The sequence below is a fragment of the Lysinibacillus antri genome, from assembly GCF_003977595.1.
GTDB lineage: Bacteria > Bacillota > Bacilli > Bacillales_A > Planococcaceae > Ureibacillus > Ureibacillus antri.
The window spans coordinates 1-23,051 of the sequence record NZ_RYYR01000017.1; the positions used below are offsets into that span (position 1 = coordinate 1).

The window sequence follows — 23,051 nt, forward strand, 5'->3', positions numbered from 1 at the left end:
ACCTATCGAGTGAAGAGTTCACGACTCTCTTACTTGTCATTTTGACTTTCGGACAGCGTGCATAACCTTTTCAGTTATGAACGTGTCGCACGATGGTTATGTGCACAAATAATTGAAGCAGCAGAACGTTTTACTGCTTCGCGGTATATCTCCCTAGGGTGTACGATGCTAGAGTTTAGACTTCCAATAAAGATGGTTTGCTTGTGCAATACTTGATTTTTTACATTTAGGAATAATACCACGAAATGTTCTTGCTGAAGTGAGGACATTTCAGGAATTAAAAAAGTTGCAGCATCTTGTGGAGAACGGATTGTAAAGCGAGAATCGACCTGTTTTTGAGCTAGTCTTCTACCCAGTTCGATTGCCGCAAGCAATTGAGCGGCTTTCGCTTCACCAATCCCCCGAATGGAGACAATTTCCTCAAAGGTTGCGTGTTTTAGTTCATGAATTTTTTCAAATTCCTTTAGTACACGATTAGCAATTGTTAAAACGGATTCTTTCTTTGTTCCTGTCCGCAATAAAATAGCGATCAGCTCTTGATTGGATAAACTTTGGACACCTTGACGGATTAATCTTTCCCTTGGCCGTTCGTCTGCATGAACATCCCGTAACATCAAGCTAGGAAATTCTGCAGTTGTTGTCATACAACATCCCTTCCTTTATAGTTCAAGTAATTTCAATGCAACTAATTTTTCAAAGAGACTGGCTAATGGTAAACCTACGACGTTGTTATAATCCCCTTCAATTTTGTCAACAAATAATACACCATCCGTTTGAATTCCATAACCACCCGCTTTATCAAATGGATCTCCAGAATCTACATATCGTTCAATCAGTTTTAGAGGAAGGTTTTTAAAATACACATTCGTCACTTCAACAAAAGTATGCTCCATTCCATTCGGTTCAATAATAGCTACACCGGTCATGACTTGATGCATACGATTTGAAAGTTTTTGCAAATGTGTAATTGCTTCCTCATGATTTTTTGGTTTATGTAGAAGTGTATTCTCGAAGACAACAATGGTATCTGCACCGATGAGCGTTTTGCCTACTACCTTTTTCGCTACATCTCGCGTTTTTAATAACGCTACTTCCCGCACATAATCTATTGCTGTATTTGCTTCAACTGTTGTTTCCACAACATCACTCGTGATCACTTCAAAAGGAACACATAGTTTTTCAAATAATTCCTTTCTTCTTGGTGATGCAGATGCTAAAACAAATTGTTCGTTTGTAGTAAAATTCATTTCCATTCCTCCTCCCTCTATAATAGCCGAGAAAAGCCTTTTTGAAAATTTTTGCATTTTTGTAGAAAAGTAAATTTTGGTCGGAATTCATCATACTATAATTCAATTTTCATACAGTCGTTTTTTGTAAAGTAATGGACAATTAAGTGTAATCTTGCAACACTTAAATCCCCCGAAAGGCTTGTTAATGCTGATGTTATCGACTGCCAATCCTTTGGCATATTGCCTTGATTTTGACTATCCTCAAAATAAAATTTTGAAGGGTCATTACTTTGTAGATGTGCTGGTAGTGATTGTAAAGCAGGATCCGTACATGCAGCACCAGAAAGCTTAAAGGGTTTGGCAAAGGAAGTCGGATTATCTGTAATCACTAGCTCCTCCTTGATCGAAGTAATAGAAGACCAAACATAGAAATTCCCATCTATTTCAACAATTGCACTCGTATTTAATGAACCAAAACCTGCAATAAAATCTAACGCAGCTTTATTACTTGAAAATACTCCATGTTGGTTTGCGAAAAATTCCACAAAAGAATTTTTATCGACAACTGGCTGTTCTTGTTCTGAATTTACTGGTATTACTTCTTCTTCAGTTGAGCTCGCTTGTTGCTCTTGTTTTGCTGGATCCATTGAGCTAAGGATTAATATAAAAAACAGTACGCCAGCTAACCCAGCTACTGACCCAATTATTGCCGCATGAATAAGATCTCTTCGCCCAATTACGTTTGGAAATTTCATTCGCATCACCTCATTGTAACCGTATCAAATCAAGCACAAAAAAAAGCGAAACTAATGTCGCCTCGCTTAAAAAACATTTCGCAAAAAGCGTGATTAAACGATATCATTCAACATCATTCCCTATCACTATTTGCAATTTCATTTAATTTCAATCATAAAAATTCTTGTCTTCCTCGAAGTTCTGTTAATAAATACAAGGAGCCCGTTACAACCGTAATCCCTTCACAATGAGTAAAATCACTTATCTTTTTATTTAAAATACATTTCTTCGCTGCTTTCGAAATGCCTATCATATTTTCTGCTTCCATCGCACGCTCATTAGAGAAGTCCACAAAATAAAATTCATCGCTGATTGTTTCAAAAATCGATAAAACAGTAGCAACGTCTTTATCCGCTAACATCCCAATGACAAAACGGATATTGTTATTAGGAAATTCTGCCTGAAGTGTATCTACAAGCTTTTGTGCACTTGCCGGGTTATGCGCTCCATCAAAATAAATGTTTGGCCATACTTGTTCGAAACGGCCAGGTAAACGGGCAGCGCGTACTCCATCTCGCAGTTTTTGAGTTTCAACCGTCAATTGAAAATGGTCTGCTACCTCAAAGAAAGCTGTGATTGCTAAAGCCATATTATCCCCCTGATGGCGACCAGGAAGTTTTCGTTCTAGTTGCGAAATTGTGATCCCTTTCTCATGATTCGAATAACTATCCCCTTCCAGCGACGCCTCTATCTCAAAATGTTCGCCAATTATTCGCAATGGCGCATTTTTCTCAGAAGCTTCTTTTTGAATGATGGTCAATGCATCCTCTGGCAATCTACCAATCACAACAGGGGTATCTATTTTAATAATTCCTGCTTTATGTGCTGCAATGCTTTCAATTGTGTTTCCGAGAAATTTCGTATGCTCCAATGCGATGCTTGGAATTATGGAAACAATAGGGACAATAACATTTGTACTGTCTTCTCTTCCACCCATTCCTGCTTCTAACAAAACTAAATCTACCTTTTTTCGAGCAAATTGAAGAAACGCCACACAGGTTAACAGTTCAAAATCAGTTAATCGATTATGTAAGCCAGCCTTTTTCATCACTTTAAAAATTGCATCCAGCTCCTGCTCACTGATTGGTTGTCCATTTATTTGGATTTGATCATGTACATCCACAATACACGGGGACATAAATTTCCCAACAGAAAGTCCATGCAACCGCGCGATTTGTTCTAAAAACGTTAGTGTCGAACCTTTCCCATTCGTCCCTGCAATGTGAACGACTTGGAGCTTCTTTTCAGGATGATCTAGTAATTTCAATGCATTGGTAATGGCCTCTAAACCAGGTTTAATCATATCTGTACTTTCTAGCTGCCATTTTGATTTATAGTCATCAAGCTTGGGGATCATGTTGTCTCATCTCCAATAAAAATTGTCTAACATCTGAAATGAAATAAAGAGAACCTGTAATAACGAGTAAATCCTCCTCTTGTAAATTCGCTATCATTTTTTCAATTAAGCGTTGCCAGTTTTCATCTACAGAGACAAAAGAATGTGTCGATTGGTTTGCTAAATCTTTTGCTCTCGCAGCACGAGGTATTGAAATTTCTGTAAAACTCATGGAAGCTGCTACTTCATCCATCAAATGAATACTTTTTTCATGATCCTTATCACTTAATGCAGCATAAATAAAGTGATAATGTTTGTTAGGATAAAATTCTAATAATGTATTAAGTAAAGCTTCTGTACCTTCTGAATTATGGGCACCATCAATAATAACTTGCTCTGTTACTTGTTCAAATCGCCCTTCCCAACGAGCATTCTTTAGTGCTTGACGAATTGTACTTGCCTCAATCGATGAATCAAAAGCAAGCGCGGCCGTAATGGCTAAAGCGGCATTTTCGATTTGATGTGCTCCTTGCATGGCTAATGGTATATCGTTTATCGTTCCTTGTTGTGATTTGTAGTCAAATAGTTGAGGACTATTTTTTCGAATATTGAATAGTTCAATCTCTTGATTAAGAACATAAACGGGTGCATGACAATTGGTTGCTTTTTCAAAAATAATATCTAGTGCCTCTTGTTGCTTTACTCCTATAACAACAGGTTTACCTTCTTTTATAATCCCAGCCTTTTCATATGCCACTTTCTGAAGGGTGTCTCCAAGGATCTCTGTATGTTCTAGCGAAATTGTTGTAATGACCGAAACTTCTGGCGTAATGACATTCGTACTATCAATCCGTCCTCCAATGCCTGTTTCAATTAGCGCAACATCGACGTTCCTCTTCGAAAAATAAAGCAATGCAATGACGGTCATGATTTCAAAAAAGCTCGGGTACTGTCCATGTAGTTTTTCATCAATAATAGTCGAAATTTTATTGGCATAATGAAGGAATACTTCATCCGAAATAGGTTCTTTATTGATTGTAACGCGTTCATTGACAAATTCTAAATGTGGTGATGTAAATGCACCTACAGTTAGACCATGTTCCATAAGTATTTCTCGCGTCGCATTAACTGTTGATCCTTTCCCATTCGATCCCGCTATATGAATAAATTTTACAGTTTCTTGTGGGTTCCCCAATTCAGTTAAAATGATTCCAATCGCCTCTAATGGCTCTCCTTTATATGTACTTGCCTTTAGTTGAAAAATAAAATTTGTACATTCCTCAATCGTGTGAAACATTCTATCTTCTCCTACATAATGGCTAAAGCCTTTTTGATTTTTATGAATCGTTCAAAATAGAAAAATGCCCTAGTTTAAACTAGGACATCTTATTATTACATATTTTTTAATTCTGCTAAACGTTTTTCAACGGCTTCGTGTTTTTCTTGATAATCCGCTAGTTTTTCACGTTCTGCAGCTACTAATGCTTCTGGTGCTTTTGAAACGAATTTCTCATTCGAAAGCTTACCTGAAACTAACTTCACTTCTTTTGCCCATTTGTCTAATTCTTTTTCAAGGCGAGCAATTTCCTCATCTAAATTGATTAAACCTGCAAGTGGTAAGAATAGCTCAGCGCCCGTAACAACTGCAGACATCGATTGGCTTGGTGCTTCTAGGTTTTCACCAATTTCCAAGTTTTCTGGGTTACAGAATTTTTCAATATATGCGCGGTTGCTTTCAAGAACTTTTAACGTTTCTGCATCTTTTGCCGCAATGAATAATGGAACCTTTTTACTCATTGGCGTATTCACTTCTGCACGGATGTTTCGAACAGAACGTATAATGTCCATAAGTAACTTCATGCTCGATGCATCACTCGTAAAGTTAAATTCCTCTTTCACAGTTGGCCATGCTGCAACCGTAATGGATTCTCCGCTATGTGGAAGGTGTTGCCAAATTTCTTCTGTAATGAATGGCATTAATGGATGTAATAAACGCATTGTATTGTCTAATACGTATGCCAGTACAGAACGAGTTGTTTTCTTCGCCGCTTCATCTTCACCATAAAGAGGAAGTTTCGCCATTTCAATATACCAAGAACAGAAATCGTCCCAAATAAAGTTGTATAATTCTCGCCCTACTTCACCGAATTCATAGCGTTCAGATAAAGATATAACGCGTTCAATTGTTTCATTTAAACGAGTTAAAATCCATTTATCCGCAACATTTAAATTGCCCTTTAAATCGATTTCTTCAAACGTTAAGCCTTCCATATTCATTAAGGCAAAGCGAGAAGCATTCCAGATTTTATTCGCAAAGTTCCAAACCGATTCTACTTTTTCCGTTGTATAACGTAAATCTTGACCTGGTGATGAACCCGTCGCTAAAAAGTAACGTAATGAATCGGCACCATATTGAGCGATTACTTCCATTGGGTCTACCCCATTACCAAGAGATTTACTCATTTTACGGCCTTCGCCGTCACGAACTAAACCATGGATTAATACATCTTTAAATGGACGCTCGCCTGTAAATTCTTTACCTTGGAAAATCATACGACTTACCCAGAAGAAGATAATATCATAGCCTGTTACTAGTGTGTTTGTTGGGTAATAACGTTTGAATTCTTCATTTTCTGTATCTGGCCAGCCCATTGTTGAAAATGGCCATAACGCAGATGAGAACCACGTATCTAAAACGTCTTCATCCTGTGTCCAGTTTTCTGCGTCTTGAGGTGCATCTTTACCAACATAAATTTCGCCTGTTTCGTTATGATACCAAGCCGGAATTTGATGACCCCACCATAATTGACGAGAAATACACCAGTCATGGATATTTTCCATCCAACGATTATACGTATTTTCAAAACGATTTGGCACAAAGTTTACTTTTTCGTCTTCAGTTTTTTGAATTTCTAAAGCTTGCTCAGCTAGAGGTCCCATTTTAACGAACCATTGTGCGGAAAGATAAGGCTCTACTACTGCTCCAGAACGCTCAGAATGCCCTACTTGATGTGTATGAGGTTCAATTTCAACAAGTACCCCTGCATCTTGTAAATCCTTCACAATTTGTTTACGGCATTCGAAACGATCCATTCCAGCATATTTGCCAGCTAAATCATTCATCGATCCATCTTCGTTCATAACTAAGATACGTTCTAAGTTGTGACGATTCCCTACTTCAAAGTCGTTCGGGTCATGGGCTGGTGTCATTTTTACTACACCTGTACCGAATTCCATATCTACATAATCATCTGCTACAATCGGAATTTCACGGCCTACGATTGGCAGGATTACCGTTTTACCAATTAAATGTTTGTAGCGTTCATCTTCAGGGTGTACTGCTACACCAGAGTCCCCTAGCATTGTTTCAGGACGTGTCGTAGCAACTCGCAATTTTCCAGAACCATCAGCTAGTGGGTATTCCATATGGTAGAATGCCCCTTCAACTTCTTTATGGATTACTTCGATGTCCGATAACGCTGTTTTTGCTGCTGGGTCCCAGTTAATAATACGTTCACCACGGTAAATTAAGCCTTTTTCATATAACTTTACAAACACTTCTTTTACCGCATCGGATAACCCTTCATCAAGTGTGAAACGTTCACGCGTATAGTCTAAACCTAGACCTAGTTTTGCCCATTGCTCACGAATATGACCTGCGTATTCTTCTTTCCATTCCCATGTTTTTTCAAGGAATTTTTCGCGGCCAAGGTCATATCTTGTAATACCTTCCTCACGCAGTTTCCCTTCTACCTTTGCTTGTGTGGCAATCCCTGCATGGTCCATACCTGGTAACCATAGCGCATCATACCCTTGCATACGTTTCATACGAACTAGGATATCTTGTAACGTTGTATCCCACGCATGCCCTAAATGAAGCTTCCCTGTAACGTTCGGTGGGGGGATAACGATTGAGTAAGGCTGTTTTCCACTGTCAGGTTGTGCTTCGAAAAATTTCCCTTGTAGCCACCATTCATAGCGTCCAGCTTCGATACTTTGTGGATCGTATTTTGTTGGCATTGAGATGTTTTGCTGTTCTGTCATATACAATGACTCCTCCTTAATAAAATTAACGACATTTCGTAGCGAATAAAATAAAAAAACTCCTATCGCCTAGTAAAAGGACGAAGGAGTTTTGAGTTATTTTTCGCGGTACCACCTTTAGTTCCGAGAATAGTTCATACAGGTTGAAAATCACCATTTTTCTCGGCTCTCATTTCGATAACGGCGTTTAACCGGCAATTCACTACTTAAGGTTCGCAAATGCTGCTCCTAGGCTACATTCAAGTGGTTCGTGCAGAAACTTTTCAGCTACCGTTTCCTCTCTTTGGCAACAATGATCACTCTACTCTTCCTATTCATTGCATCAAATATTTATTTACGCCTGGCTTCATTCGTCTAGTTTAACCAAATTCACCAAAGCTTAAACTTTTGTTCCCTATAATTATAGGTAACCAAAGATTAACTGTGTACATTTTATAATATTACAACAACAGTTTTCAAGTTACAACGAATATCATGAAAGGTGAGTGAAAATCTTGAAAAAAAGAGGATTTAAAGGTCGAGGCTATAATCCATATTTATTACCCCCATGGCTAAGAAAAATAAGATTCTTTTGCAAACAAATTATCCTTCCCATTACCATATTCCAAGGATTAAGAACTTTATTTTTACCAACCACAGGGGATATTCTCTTCTTACTAATTTTAGCGGGGCTTTCTTATCTATTCATTACGGATTTTATTTGAAATATTTAAGATCGTGTAAGATTCCGTAAGTTCATTGTAAAATTCATCTGTATCTGTTGGGAAGTATTGATTGGAGTAAACAACTTTTTCTCGTTTTGCTGGTTCTTCAACGATTTTCTTTTTATCGATATCTTCAATAACTATGCCCTCATCTACAATGACATCCGTAGCCATATTCAAACTCGTACTCTCTACTTCTTCAACCCATTCATCTACCTCTTGCACTTTTTCAACGGACTGTGCTTCTTGTTGCACTTGTGGTTCAGAAGCTGGCACCATTTCTTGTACTGACATTTCCTGTATCGGTGCCACTTCTTCTTCCTGAATAGCATTCTGAACTGGAGTTAAATTTTGCAAAGGCTCACTATCTTCACTGTTTTCATATTCAGGAACATCTTGTAATGGTTGTCCTTCATTAGGAGCTGATTCAACTTCTAAAGATGACGTGACGTCGTTTGTTGGTGCTTCAGGGAAAATTGCATCATGACCAAATCGAATTTCTTCAGTAAACTCTCGTGTTTGTTCTGTACGATAGTCGTTTACGATCGGTGTTTCAGGTATTGGTTCATGTTGAAATAATGCACCTTCTACTGGCTCTTCAAAGGAGCATTTCACATCCCATTTAAACGTACAACTACACCCGTCATAGACAAAATAGGAAACATCCTCTATGTGCAATTCAGGTTTTGAATGCGGAGCAACTTTATCACGAGGTAAGTCAATATTTAATGGCAATGCATATTCAAAATAGCCATTATTCCCATCAAATTCTAACTCTTCAATTAGAGTGCCATCACTATATTGTGGTATTTCATATGGATTAAATTTAGCCACTGCCGTAATATGATAGATTCCATTTAATTGAATTGAATCTTCCGTCTCTACCTGTTGCCAACGAGGTGTTATATCACAAGAAATCACTTCTTCAACTAACCCTAATTGTTCTGGAAAAACAAATTGTGTCATCATATCCCAATTAATCTTTTGCATATGACATCCCTCCCGTATCTACAATATGCACGGAAATTTGAAGTATGCCAAAAAGGAGGGTGTCTCATAACCGAGACATCCCTCCTTGTTTAAGTGCTAAAATTTTTATCGTGCTAACTTAGCAAAGACATTATGAAACGCTTCAATTGTTCGTTCGATATGTTCTTCTGTATGAGCTGTTGAAATGAATAAGCCTTCAAATTGTGAAGGTGGTAAGTAAATACCTTCTTCCGCCATTAATTTGAAGTATTCCGCAAACATTTGTAAATCAGACGTTTTCGCAGATTCGAAATCTACTACTTCTTCATTTGTTAAGAATAAGCCAATCATTGAACCCGCGCGATTTACAGTGTGTGGAATATTATATTTCGTTGCAGCTTCACGAATACCCGCTTCTAGTCGATCCCCTAGTTTTGTGAAGTATTCATATGACTCAGGTGTTAAACGAGATAGCGTTTCAATACCCGCAGTCATGGCAAGAGGATTACCTGATAAAGTACCTGCTTGGTAAACTGGTCCAGCTGGTGCGATATGCTCCATAATTTCACGTTTTCCAGCAAATGCACCTACCGGAAGTCCACCACCTACCACTTTTCCTAAACATGTTAGGTCAGGATTGATGCCGAAGTACCCTTGTGCACAATGGTAATCAACACGGAAACCTGTCATTACTTCATCAAAAATTAGTAATGCACCATTGTCTTCTGTCACTTTACGTAATCCTTCTAAGAAACCTGGTTTTGGTGGCACTACACCCATGTTTCCTGCTACGGGCTCCACGATTACTGCGGCAATTTGCGAACCGAACTTCTCAAACACGACTTGAACAGCTTCTAAGTCGTTATAAGCAACTGTCATCGTATTTTTCGCAATATCTGCTGGAACTCCAGGGCTATCCGGTAAACCTAATGTTGCTACACCCGAACCAGCTTTAATTAATAACGAATCCCCATGACCATGGTAAGAACCTTCAAACTTTAAGATAATATCTCGACCAGTATAACCACGAGCAAGACGTAATGCTGCCATCGTTGCTTCTGTACCAGATGATACAAAACGAACCATTTCGATTGATGGAACACGGTCAATAATGAGTTGAGCTAGTTTTGTTTCTAGTAAAGTAGGCGCCCCAAAAGAAGACCCTTTTGCAACTTGCTCTTGAATTGCTTTTACTACTTCTGGGTGCGAGTGCCCTAAAATTAGTGGACCCCAGCTTAGAACATAGTCAATATATTCATTGCCATCAATGTCTTTAATGATGGCGCCTTGCCCTGATTCCATAAAGATCGGATCTGTATTTACGGATTTAAATGCGCGCACAGGGCTATTTACCCCACCTGGCATGTAATTTACTGCTTCACTAAAAGCTTGAATCGATTTTTCATATGTCATGTTCTATTTCTCCTCCAACCAACGAGCGACGTCTTTTGCGTGATAAGTAAGAATTAAATCGGCACCTGCACGTTTCATACCAAGTAATGTTTCTAGTACAACGGGTCTTTCTTCAATCCAACCATTTTGCGCTGCTGCTTTAATCATCGCATATTCACCTGATACATTATAAGCAACAATTGGTAAATGGTAGTTGTTACGTACATCACGGATAATATCTAAGTAAGACAGGGCAGGTTTTACAATTAGGAAGTCTGCTCCTTCTTCAATATCAGATTCAGCCTCACGGAATGCTTCTAAACGGTTTGCTGGATCCATTTGATACGTCTTACGGTCACCAAATTTCGGTGCGCCTTCAGCAGCTTCACGGAAAGGTCCATAATAGCCTGAAGCATATTTTACTGCATACGACATAATTGGCACATCTTCAAAACCGGCTTCATCTAACGCAACACGGATTGCTGCAACAAAACCATCCATCATATTCGAAGGTGCAATAATGTCTGCACCAGCTTGAGCTTGAGATACGGCTGTACGTGCTAACACATCAAGAGAAGGGTCATTTAAAATTTTCTCTCCTTCTACAACGCCACAATGTCCATGATCTGTAAATTCACATAAACAAGTATCTGCAATAACAAGTAATTCTGGGTGACGTTCTTTAATGAAACGTGTTGCTTTTTGAACAATCCCATGATCGTGGAAAGCACCTGTTCCAACTGCATCTTTTTCGGCTGGAATTCCAAATAAAATGACAGCAGGAATACCCAGTGCCACAACTTCATCAATTTCTTCACCTAATTTGTCTAATGAAAATTGAAAAACACCAGGCATTGAGCTTACTGGATTTTTAATATTTTCACCTTCTAATACGAAAATCGGGTAAATTAAGTCTTCTTTGTGTAAATACGTTTCTTTTACTATAGAGCGCATTGTAGCCGATGAACGTAGACGGCGATGTCTTTTAAAATTAAGTTGTGTCATAGTGTAGGATCCTCTCTCTTTATGATTTCATCTATAACTGATTGCATTGTATAAGTTTTAGGTTTATATGTAACTTTAACGCCATACTTTTGAATGGCAGCTTCTGTAATATGGCCAATTGCAGCGATCTGCACTTTATCCCACCCAACAACTGGGGCAATATGTTCCGCATAGACTTCTACCGCAGAAGGACTGGCGAAAATTAGGATCATGTTTTCCTTTTGTTGAACCAACTCAATTAGCGGCTCAGTACTCGAAAGGTTTTCTTTTGTTTCATAGACATTCCATTCCTTTACGAAAAACGGGAGCCCAGATTTAATGGTATTTTTAGCTTTTGTCCCACGAATGAATAAACATTGTGGATTGCCCTCAATCATTTGTGGAAATTCCTTGACAAAAACATCCGCGCTAAAAATCGAAGGCATAAAAGTTACTGAAAATCCATGATGTTCAAGAAGTTTTGCCGTTTTCTCCCCTACTGCAGCGATTTTCCCTTTAAAATCCAAGGCTTTTAGGTGATGCTGATTTATTTTATTCACAAAAGCATTCACTGCATTTTGACTCGTAAAGATTAGCCAGTCAAAACTTTTCGCCATTTCAAGTTGTACGGAATCGTCTGGTTCAATTATTTCACTTGTTTCGATCAGGGGAAAGGACAATGCCTCTCCACCGAAAGATTGTATTTGCGTAAGGATAGACGTTGTAATGTGACTACCCGTTACAACAATTGTAGCTCCACTTAATGGAAGGTTACGCATTTTGCTCAGCCTTTACTTTTTGAATTAACTCAAAGGCTCCTTGCTCTGTTAAAACTTTTGCGACTTCTTTTCCTAACTCTTCAGGATTCGTACCTGTCACCGTTTCTTTATAAATAACCGATGCATCTGGAGCAGCGACTAAACCTGTTAGCGTAATGTCACTACCATTCGTTGTTGCATAGCCTGCGATTGGAACTTGACAGCCACCATCCATTGCCGCTAAAAATGCTCGCTCTGCATGGGCTTCATTCCATGTAATCTTGTCCGTTAATTTTGCTAGCTCAGCAAGTAATTCTGCATCATCCTCGCGACATTCTATACCTAAAGTACCTTGAGCAACAGCGGGCAAACAAAGATCAACGTCTAAAAATTCCGTCACAACGTCGTCACTCCAGCCTAATCGCTTTAATCCAGCAGTAGCAAGAATAATCGCATCATAGTCTTCATTTTCTAATTTTGCTAATCGTGTATCAACGTTTCCACGGATCCATTTAATTTCAAGGTCTGGACGAGCTTGTAAAAGTTGTGCGCTTCTACGTAAAGAACTTGTCCCAACAACAGCACCTTTAGGAAGATCGGTAAATTTCACGTGATTTTTTGAAATAAATGCATCTCTCGCATCTTCACGTGGTGGAATACAACCAATCACTAAACCATCTGGAAGAACGGCTGGCATATCCTTCATTGAATGCACCGCAAAGTCGATTTCTTTATCGTAAAGCGCTTGTTCGATTTCCTTTACAAACAATCCTTTACCACCCACTTTAGATAATTGCACATCTAAAATACGGTCACCTTTTGTCACGATTTCTTTTACTTCAAACTCAAATGGTACACCTGCATTTTTTAATTCATTGATGAACCAGTTCGTTTGTGTTAATGCTAATTTACTTTTTCTTGATCCGACAATAATTTTTCGCAATCTAATCCTACCTTTCTGCTAATACCAAAGATGGAAATTGGATAACTTACTTCCTAAAAAGAAATTAATCACGACAAGTAAAAACGTATAAATTTGTGCCCATGCAAAATTTAAACCTGTTAACTTTCCACTTCGATGTAATACTAAAATAATTAAATAAATAATAGTGATGATAAAAGAACTGACAATTTTAAAATCTAATATGGAAAGTCCCTCTAATTTTAAAAATGCCCATTCTAATCCCAATAGTAAACTAATAAACAGCATAGGAATCCCAACCAATATGGAGTAGGACATCCATTTACCCGTTTGATATAAATTTGGTAAACGCGACCATAATTTCGAATACTTCTTCCCTTTTAAAATTCTATATAACACTAGATAGAGAACAGAGAAAACAAAGGCAAGAGTAAACGCCGCATACGAGAGAATCGCAAACGAAATGTGGATAAAGAGCATTTCAGATTCTAACGATTTGACTAATGGATTTTCTACATTGTTTGGCGCAAACAAATGAATTGTTACAAAAATAAAGCCTAGGACATTGAGAAAAAACACCGGCAAGTCCACTCGAACAATACAATGTAAAATAATTGATAATGTGACAAGTAACCATGCATAAAAATAGATTCCTTCTGTTAACGACAGAATAGGAAATCGTCTTGTCTCAATGATATAGAGTAAAAAGAAAGTTGTTTGTAAAAACCACACAATGGAAATAAACCAAAAAGCTATTCGACGTATTTTGACACGTTTATAGAAAAAATCGATAAAATAACAAACGATCCCGGTTGCATATAAGACAACCATGATTTCGTATAATCTAGCCATCGCTATTTCTGTCATTTTGCAACCCTTCTTCATTTTTTACAACTTTTACTAATGTAATACCATTTTAAAGATATCAAAGTAAAAAATATGTAAAATTTCAAAATAATAAAGCGTTTTACGTATCTAGTTTACCACACAGATACGAAAACGCCTTAATTTCTTCCTACTTAAAATGACAATTTTTTCGTTAAAATTGGTTCATTTTGTGAACTGATTGCTTGTACAATTTGTTGGGTTTGTGCATTTTTCACTTCTTCTTGTACATCTTCTTCAATTCCAAATATTTGCTGGAATAGTTGAAGTTGTTGACTTGCTTTTGGAGCATTGGCCAATTCCTTTGCTTGGAGAATTGGTTCTTTTAAAAGCTGATTAATAATAGATTTCGTATGCTTATTTAAAATTTTACGTTCACGTTCAGTTAAATTTGGCATTTTGTTTTCAATGCTGACCATTGTTTCTTGTTGAATTTGATTTGCTTTTTTACGAAGCGCTGAAATAACAGGTACCACACCTAATGTTGCAAACCAATCTTTAAATTGAACCACTTCTTGTCCAATCATATCTGTGATTTGTTGTGCAGCTTGTTCACGTTCTGCTAAGTTCGCTTCTACGATTCCTTGTAAGTCATCAATATCATATAAGAACACATTCGGTAAATCGCCAATACGTGGATCTAAGTCACGTGGAACGGCAATATCGACCATAAACAACGGTTTTCCTTTACGTAGACGTTCAACAAACTCCATTAATTCAAAATCAATCACGTAATCGCTTGAACCCGTTGAACTGATTAAAATATCGGCCTCAAGTAATGTACATTGTAATTCTGCCATTGATTTTGCAGAACCATGGAATTTTGACGCTAACTTTTCAGCTTTTTCAAATGTTCGATTCACGACCGTTACTTTACCAACACCACTACCATAAAGGTTTTGGATCGCAAGTTCACCCATTTTCCCAGCACCTAAAATCGCTACATGTTTATGTTTAAGAGAACCAAAGATTTTTTTTGCCAATTCCACTGCAGCATAAGAAACCGAAACGGCATTTTCATTGATTGTCGTTTCATTATGTGCACGCTTTGCAAATGTAACTGCTTGTTTAAATAACTGATTATAAATTGTTCCAGTCGTACCTACTTCTTGGGCTTCTAAAAAGCTTTTCTTTACTTGTCCAAGAATTTGTGTTTCACCTAACACCATAGAATCAATTCCGGCAGTAACACGGAACAGATGGTGTAAGGAATCATCATCTTCACGAATGTATAAATGCTTATCGAATTGATCAACTGGGATATTAAACCATTTTGATAAAAATTGTTTAATATAATAACGACCCGTATTTAATTGATCAACAACCGCATATATTTCAGTTCGATTACATGTCGAAACAATTACGTCCTCTAATATACTTTTTTCTTTTTTTAACGCCGCCATCGCTTTCGGAAGTTCATTCTCAATAAATGACAATCTTTCGCGAATTTCGACTGGCGCAGTTTTATAATTCAAGCCTACTACCAGTGTATGCATGAACTTTACACCTCACACGTTCTATTTCATAAAGCCTATTCTATCATAAAGAAATCAATTTCTGCAGGGTAATCTTAAAAATTATGTTGAGAAATTTTAAATTAGAATTATTCTAAAAAAAGTGTAACAAATAATGCTCCACGTTTCAATGGTAGTCACTCATTTGTCGCAATTTAAACATATATCTAAAATACTTATTTATATTGTAATACATAAACCGACATAATTACTACCTATTATTAATTTTTTTTAGTCTCTTTATTACATTATGTATCAAAAAAAGATGTTTTATTAAAAACCGACGAAATTTGTCAATTTTTAATAAAACATCTATAGATTGAATTATGTAGAAATAAATCACATACGCTTTTCAATTTCAGCCCAAGCTTGGTCATAGCCAAGTCCTGTTTCCGATGAAAATACAACCAAAGGATCATTTTTGTCCATTTGCAACGCATCTTTCACTACTTTTTTATGCTTATCCCATTTACCTTTTGGGATTTTATCTGCTTTTGTAGCAATTACGATTGCAGGAATGTTGTAGTACTTTAAAAAGTCATACATCATGATATCGTCATTTGTAGGCGAATGACGCAAATCAACGATAAGGACAACAGCACGTAACACGCTACGTGCTGTTATATATCGTTCAATCATTTTTCCCCAAGCCTCGCGCTCTGTTTTCGATACTTTGGCATAGCCGTATCCAGGAACGTCAACGAAAAATAACTGTTCTTCAATTTTATAAAAATTTAATGTTTGCGTTTTCCCTGGTTTAGAGGAAATACGAGCCATCGATTTTCTGCCAATCATCTTGTTAATAAAAGATGATTTCCCTACGTTTGATCTTCCAGCAAGAGCAAATTCAGGTAGTCCATCATCTGGATATTGTTCTGGCTTTACCGCGCTGATGACCATTTCTACGTTATGGACTTTCATTTTATTAAAAACCTCCAACAAGTGCGATCTTCAACACTTCTTCTGCGGATGACACCGGTTTAAACGTAAGCTGTTCACGAATACTTTCTGGAATGTCATCAATATCTTTTTCATTATCTTTCGGAATAATAATTGTCGTTAATCCCGCTCGGTGTGCACCTAACGATTTTTCTTTTAAACCACCAATTGGTAATACTCTACCACGCAACGTAATTTCACCTGTCATCCCAATTTCGCGTTTAATCGGTTTGTTTGAAATCGCCGAAACTAGAGCTGTCGCCATCGTAATCCCTGCAGATGGACCATCTTTTGGGACTGCACCTTCTGGAACGTGAATGTGAATATCATTTTGTTCGAAATAATCTGCATCAATTCCAAGTCGGTCTGACAAGGAGCGAACATAGGATAATGCCGTTTGTGCAGATTCTTTCATTACTTCCCCAAGCTTTCCGGTTAACATTAGCTTCCCTTTTCCAGGAGTTAAGGAAACTTCAATTTGTAGTGTGTCGCCACCAACAGCCGTATAGGCTAAACCAGTTGAAACACCCACTTGATTTTCTGTTTCGGCCTGACCGTAATGATAGCGATGTTTCCCGAGCATATCCTCTAATACTTTCGGGTTCACTGTTACTCGTTTTTTATCACCAGACACAATGATTTTAGCTGCTTTTCGACAAACAGCTGCAATTTGACGTTGTAAATTACGTACCCCAGCTTCTCTCGTATAATAACGGATTAAATCCACAATTGCTTCATCTTTAATGACTAATTGAGATTTCTTTAAACCATTATCCTGAATTTGTTTCGGGATTAAATGATTTTTCGTAATCATGATTTTTTCCAGTTCCGTGTAACCAGCAATTGTGATGACTTCCATACGGTCAAGTAATGGACCTGGCACTGTACTTAGATCGTTTGCCGTTGCAACAAACATTACTTGAGATAGATCATAAGGCTCTTCAATGAAATGGTCACTGAAGGAATTGTTTTGTTCTGGATCTAATACTTCTAGCATTGCAGCTGAAGGGTCTCCACGGAAATCATTAGACATTTTATCGATTTCATCAAGTAAAAATACTGGATTAACTGTCCCAGCTTTTTTCATTCCTTGAATAATACGACCCGGCATCGCACCTACATACGTACGACGGTGACCACGGATTTCTGATTCGTCACGTACCCCACCTAATGACACTCGAACGAAACTACGGTCAAGACTTTCTGCAATTGAACGTGCTAGCGAAGTTTTACCAACTCCTGGAGGACCTACTAAACATAGAATCGGACCACGAACTGAATTCATTAGCTGACGTACAGAAAGATATTCTAAAATACGTTCCTTCACTTTTTCAAGCCCATCATGATCACGATTTAAAATTTCCTCGGCATGATGGATATCAAGACGATCTGTTGTGCTTTCTGTCCAAGGAATCGTAATTAACCACTCAATATAGTTACGAATGACACCACTTTCAGCACTTGCTGCTGGTAATTTCTCGTAGCGATCAAGTTCTTTTAAAGCGACTTTTTTCGTTGATTCTGGCATTCCTGCACTTTCAACCCGTTTTCGTAATTCTGCAACTTCACCTGTTTTTCCTTCACGATCGCCAAGCTCAGCCTGAATCGCTTTCATTTGTTCACGCAAATAATATTCTTTTTGCGTTCGTTCCATTGCTTGCTTTACTTTTGAATTGATTTTCTTTTCTAAATTCAACACTTCTTGTTCATCATGTAGTCGAATAATTAGATGATCTAAACGTTTTTTAATGTTAAAGATGCTTAGGACCTCTTGTTTTTCAGCAACTTTAAATGGTAAATGAGAAGCAATTATATCAGCTAATCGACCTGGTTCTTCAATATCAACTACTGAATCAATTGTTTCTGTAGTAATTTTATTCGAAGACTTCGCATATTTTTCAAAGTAGTTAATCAGTGTACGCATTAAAGCTTCTATTTCAACGTCCTTATCCGTATCATCTTCCTGCATCTCTAAATCCACCACTGTGAAATCTTTTTGCTCAGTATATTTCACAATTTGTGCACGACTAATTCCTTCAACTAAAATACGTAAAGTACCGTTTGGCAGTTTTAGCATTTGTTTTACATTGACTAAGGTACCAATGGAATATAGTTCATCTTTTTTAGGTTGTTCAACTCGTAAATCTTTTTGTGTAGCCAAAAAGATTAAGTTTTCATTTAACATTGCGTATTCTAGTGCAGCTACTGATCGAGCTCTACCTACATCAATATGTAAAACCATTGAAGGGTATACTAATAAGCCTCGTAAAGGTAACAGAGGAATATTTGCTTTCTTATTGCTCATGCGGGCATTCACCTCCATCCACATTTTCCGTAACAACCCGCCGTGTTTAGTATGTGTTAAAAACAAAACATTTCACTAACATAATTTATAGTAATTTTTAGAATTTCATTTTTATGAAGAATTCCTGCTTTACTTATTATTATGTAGAGAAAAAAATTATATCTGTATGTAAATCATGGAATTTTAAAAGAAAAGCAAAAGCAATTACCCTTAAGAAAATTTTTCCTATTTTATCTTTAAAAAAACTGACTTACGACTTAGCGGGTTAACGCACGTTCGAAGTCAGCTTTTTTTGTACTATATAATGCTGAACTAAAGCTTATGCTGAAGTTTTCTTACCATTTTTATTAAGTTCTGTTCCATCAGCAAGAATTAATTTTGGTGTAGCCTTATCTGTAATTGTTTCTTTCGTCACAACACATTTTACAATATCTTCACGAGATGGTAATTCAAACATCATCTCTAGCATTGTCGATTCAATAATTGAACGTAGACCACGAGCACCTGTTTTTCGTTCAATTGCTTCTTTTGCAATCGCTTTTAATGCGTCTTCTTCAAATACTAACTCGACTTTATCTAGCTCTAACATTTTTTGATATTGTTTTGCTAAAGCGTTTTTCGGTTCTGTTAAAATTCGCACAAGCGCATCTTCATTTAATTGTTCTAAAGAAGCTAATACCGGTAAACGACCAATAAATTCTGGAATTAAACCAAACTTTAATAAGTCTTCTGGAATTAATTGTGATAGTAATGATACACTGTCATCTTCTTGTTTCTTTGGATCTGAACCGAAACCAATTACTTTACGACCTTGACGACGCTTAATAATTTGCTCAATCCCATCAAAAGCTCCACCAACAATAAATAGAATATTCGTTGTATCAATTTGTAAAAACTCTTGATGTGGGTGCTTACGACCACCTTGTGGAGGAACGCTTGCTACAGTACCTTCAAGAATTTTAAGTAATGCTTGTTGTACACCTTCACCGGATACATCACGAGTGATTGAAGGATTTTCTGATTTACGAGCGACTTTATCAATCTCATCGATATAGATAATGCCTTTTTCTGCTCGTTCGATGTCATAATCCGCAGCCTGGATCAGCTTTAATAGGATATTCTCTACATCTTCCCCAACATATCCCGCTTCAGTTAAAGATGTCGCATCTGCAATGGCAAATGGTACATTTAAAATACGGGCTAACGTTTGGGCAAGCAATGTTTTACCACTACCTGTTGGACCAATTAACACAATATTTGATTTAGCTAACTCTACATCATCTATTTTACTGTTAGAATTTATGCGTTTATAGTGATTGTACACGGCAACTGCTAAAGCTTTTTTGGCGCGCTCTTGTCCAATTACATATTCATCTAAAATTGATAATATTTCTTTTGGCTTTGGAATATCTTGAAAATCAATTTCTTCTTCTACTCCAAGCTCTTCAACTACAATCTCAGAACAGAGTTCGATACATTCGTCACAAATGTATACGCCAGGTCCAGCTACTAATTTCCGTACTTGTTCTTGTGGTTTGCCACAGAAAGAGCACTTTAAATTGCCTTTTTCATCATTAAATTTGAACAATTTGCTTCACCCCTATTCAAGCAACAATCTTACAAGATTCTTATGCCATTATCAAATAAGTTGTTTTGAGTTGTCTATAATATCATTACTATAGGCATTTTGTCTTTATGTATTAGTATGTTAAAACAAGGCACGGTAAAACGCCGTACCTTGTATTACATTTAAATTATTAACTTAACATATTATTACATTTTACCTAATAATTTTATTGTACTAGAAAAATGAAAATTATTCAGTAATTTTTGCGTTCTCAACTAAAAATTCTACTGTTTTTTGAGTGCGAATATCGTTTTCAAGAATTTCAGTTGAACCGCCTAATGCTGTAATGATTTGTTCGTTTGTCATACCGAATTGACCTGCCATTTTTTCAAGCTCAGCATTTACGTCTTCTTCAGTCACTTCGATGTTTTCAGCTTGGCCGATTGCTTCTAGTGTTAAAGAAACACGTACGCGATTTTCAGCTTCTGGACGCATTTGTTCGTGTAATGCATTTTCGTCTTGACCTGAGAATTGATAGTAAAGATCTAAAGACATTCCTTGCATTTGTAAACGTTGACCAAATTCATCAATCATACGGTGGATTTCGTTATGGATCATTGATTCTGGAATTTCGATTTCTGCATTTTCAGCAGCTTTTTCTACTAATTCATCACGTAATGCACTTTCTGCATCTGCTTTCTTTTGTTCAGCAGCTTGCTCTTTAAGTTTTGCACGTAATGCTTCTAAAGATTCAACTTCTGGGTCGATTTCTTTCGCGAATTCATCATTTAATTCTGGAAGTACTTTTGTTTTCACTTCTTTAACAGTTACTTTGAAAGTAGCTTCTTTACCAGCTAATTCAGCAGCATGGTACTCTTCTGGGAATGTTACAACAACATCTTTTGATTCGCCAGCTTTTACGCCTACTAATTGTTCTTCAAATCCTGGAATGAAAGATCCAGAACCGATTTCTAATGCGTAGTCTTCACCTTTACCGCCTTCGAAAGCTACTCCATCTTGGAATCCTTCGAAATCGATTACTGCAGTGTCGCCATTAACGATTGCTTCATCTTCTTTAATTTCTAATTCAGCTTTGCGCGCTAATTGTTCTTGGATTTGAGCTTCTACTTCTTCGTCAGTCACTTCAGTTGACGCTTTTGTTACTTCTAAACCTTTGTAATCACCTAATTTTGGTTCTGGTTTAACTGTAACTTTTGCAGTAAATGTGAAAGCTTGACCTTTTGCGAAAGCTTCAGTTCCATCGATTTCTGGGTAATCTACAGGAGTGATCCCAGTTTCATCGATTGCATTTGAGTATGCATCTGGAACTAAAATTTCTAAAGCATCTTGATAAAGAGCTTCTACACCAAAGCGTTTTTCAAAAATCGGACGAGGCATTTTCCCTTTACGGAAACCTGGTACGTTGATTTCTTTTACAACTTTAGCAAATGCTTTATCTAGAGCTTTATTTACTTCTTCAGCTGGTACTTCGATTGTTAGAGTACCGATATTACCTTCTTGTTTTTCCCATTTTGCTGACATTTATAATACCTCCAAAATTAATTTACAATTGTTAGACAAACCACTCGTTTATACGATTTTGACAACCATTTTAGTATAACATAGTTAGCATGAGTTTCAACTTTTTTCATACTTCTTGTAGTTCTGTAAGCATTTCGAGCTTTTGCAAAAAATCGACAAGTTCATAATCCATTTCTTGTACATGCCCAAACATTGTGCGCACTAAATCAATGTAACCTAATGCTACATCCTCCTCATCAAAATCTAGCCATTCAAAGGGATAGGTAACGATCGCATGCTTTGCTATTAAGTATTCGACCATTTCTAATGTAGAAGGTTCCTTTTCAAGTTTCTCAGAAATTATTCGTGATACATTTATAAATTGCGGTAATTTTGTTGGTAATTCCATTTGTGATGGATTGACCATTTTTTCTTTGTCAAATTTACTTATTTTTATATCTATATTTACTTCTTGTTCAACTAACAATATTAGAACGATACTTTTAATAAATGGATGGGTTTTCTCATTTTCAATGATCGCCTTCAATTCCGCAACGATTGGGCGGATATTCGTCGTTGTCAATTCATGCACTGCAGTTAGCTGCTCATGAGAAGTAAGCTGTAAAAAATTATTGAGCGAAAATTTATCTTTATCGATCTCAATTAAATTATTTTGTAGATCCTCTTGTTGTTCTTTATTTTCAGCAATATTAGCATTGATTTCTTTTAATCGTTCAAATTTATCGATTTGCTCTTTTGGAATAGCGCCTTCTTCAAGTAAGGACGTAATAATTTGCTCCACTTGCTTGTATTGTTTCAACTGCATACAAATGGTTAAATATAATTCCATTATTTCCAAATACATCGTTGGTCCAATACTTAACAATTGTTCACAAGTTTCTTTTGCTTTTTCAAAAGATTTTGCTTCATAGAGTGAATACGCATAAACACTTAAAGTAAACTCATCCCCCTCTTCATACTGGAGAGCTTCTTCAAATTTTTCATTTGCCAAATCAAATTGATAACTTTCAACATAATCATGCGCTTGTTTTAATAAGAACTCCGCTGTCCCAGGAAAGATAACGACATTATTGAATGTTGTATATTTTTTTGTTTTTCTCTTCAAACGTCTCACCCCTGGATGTCTTCAAAATATTTCCACCATTTCCGTTAATATTTTACCTTGA

At 36.9% G+C, this 23,051-nt stretch carries 18 protein-coding genes, 1 pseudogene and 1 other annotated feature; of the genes and pseudogenes, 1 reads left to right on the plus strand and 18 read right to left on the minus strand.

The annotated features are described in order from the left end of the window. Nucleotides 1-92 precede the first annotated feature (92 nt). The 6 genes and pseudogenes from radC to EK386_RS12710 form a co-directional block, all read right to left on the minus strand. A pseudogene (gene radC / locus EK386_RS12685) lies at nucleotides 93-614 on the minus strand (RadC family protein); the annotation flags it as partial. A 45-nt stretch (nucleotides 615-659) separates the two neighbouring features. Beyond that, a complete protein-coding gene (locus tag EK386_RS12690; protein WP_126659550.1) occupies nucleotides 660-1,247 on the minus strand; it encodes a Maf family protein in 588 nt (195 codons plus the stop codon). 95 nt (nucleotides 1,248-1,342) lie between these two features. After that, a complete protein-coding gene (locus tag EK386_RS12695) occupies nucleotides 1,343-1,984 on the minus strand; it encodes a hypothetical protein (protein WP_126659551.1) in 642 nt (213 codons plus the stop codon). Nucleotides 1,985-2,136: 152 nt separating this feature from the next. Further along, entirely contained in the window at nucleotides 2,137-3,381 is a 1,245-nt protein-coding gene (locus EK386_RS12700; RefSeq protein ID WP_126659552.1) for a bifunctional folylpolyglutamate synthase/dihydrofolate synthase, read from the minus strand. Further along, entirely contained in the window at nucleotides 3,365-4,657 is a 1,293-nt protein-coding gene (locus tag EK386_RS12705) for a bifunctional folylpolyglutamate synthase/dihydrofolate synthase (RefSeq protein ID WP_126659553.1), read from the minus strand. Before EK386_RS12705 ends, EK386_RS12700 begins: the two co-directional genes overlap by 17 nt. A gap of 95 nt (nucleotides 4,658-4,752) precedes the next feature. Further along, nucleotides 4,753-7,404, minus strand: coding sequence for a valine--tRNA ligase (locus tag EK386_RS12710; protein WP_126659554.1), 2,652 nt, complete (start codon nucleotides 7,402-7,404; stop codon nucleotides 4,753-4,755). Nucleotides 7,405-7,477: 73 nt separating this feature from the next. Further along, nucleotides 7,478-7,731: a binding site (T-box leader), on the minus strand. Between the two features lie 167 nt (nucleotides 7,732-7,898). On the opposite strand from EK386_RS12710, the gene EK386_RS20830 reads away from it, so the two are divergent. Continuing rightward, a complete protein-coding gene (locus tag EK386_RS20830; RefSeq protein ID WP_126659555.1) occupies nucleotides 7,899-8,108 on the plus strand; it encodes a YszA family small membrane protein in 210 nt (69 codons plus the stop codon). Here the strand turns inward: EK386_RS20830 and EK386_RS12720 are convergent. The 12 genes from EK386_RS12720 to EK386_RS12775 form a co-directional block, all read right to left on the minus strand. Beyond that, complete coding sequence (locus EK386_RS12720) at nucleotides 8,085-9,098, minus strand: hypothetical protein (protein ID WP_126659556.1); 1,014 nt, start codon at nucleotides 9,096-9,098, stop codon at nucleotides 8,085-8,087. The genes EK386_RS20830 and EK386_RS12720 overlap by 24 nt on opposite strands. 105 nt (nucleotides 9,099-9,203) lie before the next feature. Then, entirely contained in the window at nucleotides 9,204-10,490 is a 1,287-nt protein-coding gene (hemL, locus tag EK386_RS12725) for a glutamate-1-semialdehyde 2,1-aminomutase (protein WP_126659557.1), read from the minus strand. Between the two features lie 3 nt (nucleotides 10,491-10,493). Then, the gene (hemB, locus tag EK386_RS12730) at nucleotides 10,494-11,474 is read right to left on the minus strand and encodes a porphobilinogen synthase (protein ID WP_126659558.1); all 981 of its coding nucleotides are present in this window, start codon (nucleotides 11,472-11,474) and stop codon (nucleotides 10,494-10,496) included. After that, nucleotides 11,471-12,232, minus strand: a complete 762-nt coding sequence (locus EK386_RS12735) for a uroporphyrinogen-III synthase (RefSeq protein ID WP_126659559.1) — start codon at nucleotides 12,230-12,232, stop codon at nucleotides 11,471-11,473. The genes hemB and EK386_RS12735 overlap by 4 nt, the downstream gene beginning before the upstream one ends. Then, nucleotides 12,225-13,154 carry a hydroxymethylbilane synthase gene (gene hemC / locus EK386_RS12740; RefSeq protein WP_126659560.1) on the minus strand — a complete coding sequence of 310 codons (930 nt, stop codon included), beginning with the start codon at nucleotides 13,152-13,154 and terminating at the stop codon, nucleotides 12,225-12,227. Before hemC ends, EK386_RS12735 begins: the two co-directional genes overlap by 8 nt. Before the next feature lie 18 nt (nucleotides 13,155-13,172). Beyond that, nucleotides 13,173-14,000, minus strand: coding sequence for a cytochrome c biogenesis protein CcsA (gene ccsA, locus EK386_RS12745; RefSeq protein ID WP_126659561.1), 828 nt, complete (start codon nucleotides 13,998-14,000; stop codon nucleotides 13,173-13,175). Between the two features lie 152 nt (nucleotides 14,001-14,152). Further along, a complete protein-coding gene (gene hemA, locus EK386_RS12750; RefSeq protein WP_126659562.1) occupies nucleotides 14,153-15,514 on the minus strand; it encodes a glutamyl-tRNA reductase in 1,362 nt (453 codons plus the stop codon). Between the two features lie 357 nt (nucleotides 15,515-15,871). Then, nucleotides 15,872-16,453 (minus strand): ribosome biogenesis GTP-binding protein YihA/YsxC, encoded by a 582-nt coding sequence (gene yihA, locus EK386_RS12755; protein ID WP_126659563.1) that lies wholly within the window; start codon nucleotides 16,451-16,453, stop codon nucleotides 15,872-15,874. A 4-nt stretch (nucleotides 16,454-16,457) separates the two neighbouring features. Beyond that, nucleotides 16,458-18,776, minus strand: a complete 2,319-nt coding sequence (lon, locus tag EK386_RS12760; protein ID WP_126659564.1) for an endopeptidase La — start codon at nucleotides 18,774-18,776, stop codon at nucleotides 16,458-16,460. Between the two features lie 319 nt (nucleotides 18,777-19,095). Beyond that, entirely contained in the window at nucleotides 19,096-20,364 is a 1,269-nt protein-coding gene (gene clpX / locus EK386_RS12765) for an ATP-dependent protease ATP-binding subunit ClpX (RefSeq protein ID WP_126659565.1), read from the minus strand. A gap of 228 nt (nucleotides 20,365-20,592) precedes the next feature. Beyond that, nucleotides 20,593-21,885, minus strand: coding sequence for a trigger factor (gene tig, locus EK386_RS12770; RefSeq protein WP_126659566.1), 1,293 nt, complete (start codon nucleotides 21,883-21,885; stop codon nucleotides 20,593-20,595). A 106-nt stretch (nucleotides 21,886-21,991) separates the two neighbouring features. Next, nucleotides 21,992-22,999, minus strand: coding sequence for a tetratricopeptide repeat protein (locus EK386_RS12775; protein ID WP_439331235.1), 1,008 nt, complete (start codon nucleotides 22,997-22,999; stop codon nucleotides 21,992-21,994). Nucleotides 23,000-23,051: the final 52 nt, after the last annotated feature.